This window comes from bacterium (assembly GCA_020440705.1).
Classification (GTDB): Bacteria; Krumholzibacteriota; Krumholzibacteriia; order LZORAL124-64-63; family LZORAL124-64-63; genus JAGRNP01.
This window is the reverse complement of the sequence record JAGRNP010000223.1, coordinates 1-2,778: the sequence shown is the minus strand read 5'-3', so window position 1 is coordinate 2,778 and position 2,778 is coordinate 1. Positions and strand designations below refer to the sequence as shown.

Annotated in this window: 6 protein-coding genes; all 6 read left to right on the top strand. The window is 73.5% G+C overall.

From position 1 onward, the window contains the following. Positions 1–560, top strand: a 560-nt coding sequence (locus tag KDM41_17820; protein MCB1185280.1) for a hypothetical protein, incomplete at its 5' end; no start/stop codon positions are given. After that, on the top strand, positions 557–883 hold the full coding sequence (locus KDM41_17815) for a hypothetical protein (protein ID MCB1185279.1): 327 nt from the start codon (positions 557–559) through the stop codon (positions 881–883). The genes KDM41_17820 and KDM41_17815, both read left to right, overlap by 4 nt. A 19-nt stretch (positions 884–902) precedes the next feature. Further along, on the top strand, positions 903–1,562 hold the full coding sequence (locus KDM41_17810; GenBank protein ID MCB1185278.1) for a MotA/TolQ/ExbB proton channel family protein: 660 nt from the start codon (positions 903–905) through the stop codon (positions 1,560–1,562). A gap of 2 nt (positions 1,563–1,564) precedes the next feature. Continuing rightward, a complete protein-coding gene (locus KDM41_17805) occupies positions 1,565–2,032 on the top strand; it encodes a biopolymer transporter ExbD (GenBank protein MCB1185277.1) in 468 nt (155 codons plus the stop codon). A gap of 1 nt (position 2,033) precedes the next feature. Then, positions 2,034–2,528, top strand: a complete 495-nt coding sequence (locus tag KDM41_17800; protein MCB1185276.1) for a biopolymer transporter ExbD — start codon at positions 2,034–2,036, stop codon at positions 2,526–2,528. Continuing rightward, a partial coding sequence (locus KDM41_17795; protein ID MCB1185275.1) for a hypothetical protein occupies positions 2,528–2,778 on the top strand: 251 nt, incomplete at its 3' end. The genes KDM41_17800 and KDM41_17795, both read left to right, overlap by 1 nt.

Here is a 2,778-nt window from a genome sequence, read left to right as displayed (position 1 = left end):
AGCACGCCGTCGCGGCCGCCGCCCTCGAGGCGGGGCTGCGGGCCGATCCGGCCGCGCCCGACGCCCTGCGCGTGGCGCTGGCCCTGCACCTGGTGGCCGCGGGGGAGATCGAGCGGGCCGACGCCGCCCTCGCCGCCTGCGCCGATCAGCACGGGGCCGTGCGCACGGCCCGGGCCTGCGCCATCCTCTCGGGCGACGACTTCCGCGCAGGCCTGCCCGCCGCCGAAGCCGCCGTGGCCGACGAACCGCGCAGCGCCGCCAACCAGAACAATCTCGGGATCGCCCTGCTCTATGCCGGGCGCGCCGACGAGGCCCGCACAGCCTTCGCCCGCGCGCACGATCTGGATCCGGACCTGCCGGGCGCCCTCTACAACCTGGCCATCGTCGAGTCGTTCTACTTCTACGACCGCGCGGCCGGCCGCGAATGGTTCCGCCGCTACCGTGAGGTGGCGGGCGGGGCGGCGGCCGATCCGGACGATCTGGCCGGGCGTCTCGACGTGGCCGGCGAGCCGGGCGGGGCCCAGGCGAGCCTGACCACCGGCGCGGGAGGCACGCCATGATGCGCGTCGTACCCGTGACCACCCTCGTCCTGGTCGTGGCGACGGCGCACGCCGCCCCGACCGACGCTCCGGCCCGCCGCCTCGACGCCACGAACATCGAGGGCGTGGTCGACGTGCCGCGGGTGCTCTTCATCACCTCGCGCGAGCAGGTGCGCTTCGACGACGGCCTGGGCTGGAGCTACCTGCCCACCCTCGACGACCTGCTCGCGGTGCCGGAGCTGCCGGCGCCGTCCGGCCCGCTGGACCTGACGGCTCCCGGACTCCCCGGCGCGACTTCCACCGATCCGGCCGCCGCGGCGGCGCCGGTTTCCGCCACCGAGTGACCCTGCAAGGAGTGAAGCGATGAATCCGTTGTCGACGTTTGCCGAATTCTTCCGGACCGGTGGTCCGTTCATGTACGTGATCCTGCTGACGGGCGTGCTCATTCTCGGCCTGGCGCTCGAGCGCTTCTGGGTGATCGGCCGCGCGGCCTCGGTGCGCGGCGGCCGGCTCACCGCCGACGTGCTGCGCCTGGTGGGCAACGGCGACCTGGCCGGCGCCGCCGACCTCTGCCGCAAGGTGAAGGGGCCGGTGGCCCAGGTGGCCCACGCGATCCTGACGCGCAACTCCCGCGACGAGGACCACCTGCTGCACGCGGCGGAGAACGAGGCGGTGCTGGTGCTGCCGTCCCTCTCGCGTCGCCTGCCCTTCCTGAGCATCCTGGCCAACTCGGCGACCCTGCTCGGCCTGCTCGGCACGATCTTCGGCCTGACGACGGCCTTCTCCGCCGTCGACGCCGCCGATCCGAGCCAGCGCTCGGCCTTCCTGGCCGCGGGCATCTCGCAGGCCCTGAACACCACCTCGTTCGGCCTGATCGTCGCCGTGCCCAGCCTGTGGGTGCACGGCTTCCTGGTCAGCAAGGTCGAGGGCGTGGTCGACGACGTCGACCAGATCAGCGCCCGCCTGATCAAGGCGCTCGTGCGCCGCGGCGGCGAGGTCCCGGCCGACCGGAAGGCCGCCTGAGCATGAACGGACGCCGCAGCATGGGCCGCAGCTTCCGGGAGCTGGTCGAGAACGACCTGGACATCATGCCGCTGATGAACCTCTTCGTCGCGCTGATCCCGATGCTCCTGATCTCGGCGGTCTTCATCAACGTGACCGTCATCGACATGGACGGGGCGGCCGCCGATCCGGAGGCCGCCGTCCGGCCGGACGAGACGCCGCTGAACCTCGCGGTGACCATCGCCGCCGACACCTGGACGGTCGAGGGCCATCGCCTCGCCCGGTCGGTCATCGCGCGGACGGGCGACGATCCCGCCGCCGCCCTGACCGCCGCGCTGGCGTCCGTCGTGGCCGACCATCCCGACAATCGCGACGTGATGATCGTCGCCCAGGCGGGCACCCGCTACGACGACATCATCGCCGTCATGGACATCACCCGCGCCGCCGGGCTGCCCTCGGCCTCCCTGCTCGGCGCGGACGGGGGGAACTAGCATGGCGAACCGACGCCGCCGACGTCGCCGGGGGGCGGGGGGCACCATGCCCCTGCGCCTGACCTCGATGATGGACATCCTCACGGTGCTGCTGCTCTTCCTGCTGAAGAGCTTCGTGGTCGAGGGCGAGGTGATCACGCCGGCGCCCGGCGTCGACCTGCCCCAGTCGACCAGCGACACGCCGCCGCAGTCGTCCCTGGTCGTGGCCGTCTTCGACGGCGCCGTGCTGGTCGACGGCCAGGTCGTGGCCCGGGTCGACGACGCGCCCCGGAGCAGCGGCGACCTGCTGATTCCCGCCCTGGCCGCCCGCCTGGACAAAGCCCGCGACCAGGCCGCCGAGATCGCCCGCCTGCGCGGCGATGCCGACGGTCCGGCGCCGCGCGTGGCCATCCAGGGCGACCGCGCCATCCCGTTCGCCCTGCTGCAGCGGGTCATGTACACCTGCAACCAGAGCGGCTACGCGGACATCTCGCTGGCCGTGATCGGGGCCTCGTGATGAGCACCGCCACCACCGTTCCCGCACCGTACCGGCAGCCCCTGTGGGGCACCCTCGACCGGGTCTCGCGCAACTGCCTCGCGGCCGCCGCCGTGTGCGGCGTGGTCGTCGTGATCGGCGTCCTCGTGGCGCCGCCCGTGCCCGTGCGCGAGGCGAAGCTCGAGGAGATGCCCGAACGCATCGCCAAGCTGATCCTCGAGCGGCCGCAGCCCGCCGCGCCCAAGCGCGCCGCCCCCGCCGTGCGCGCGCC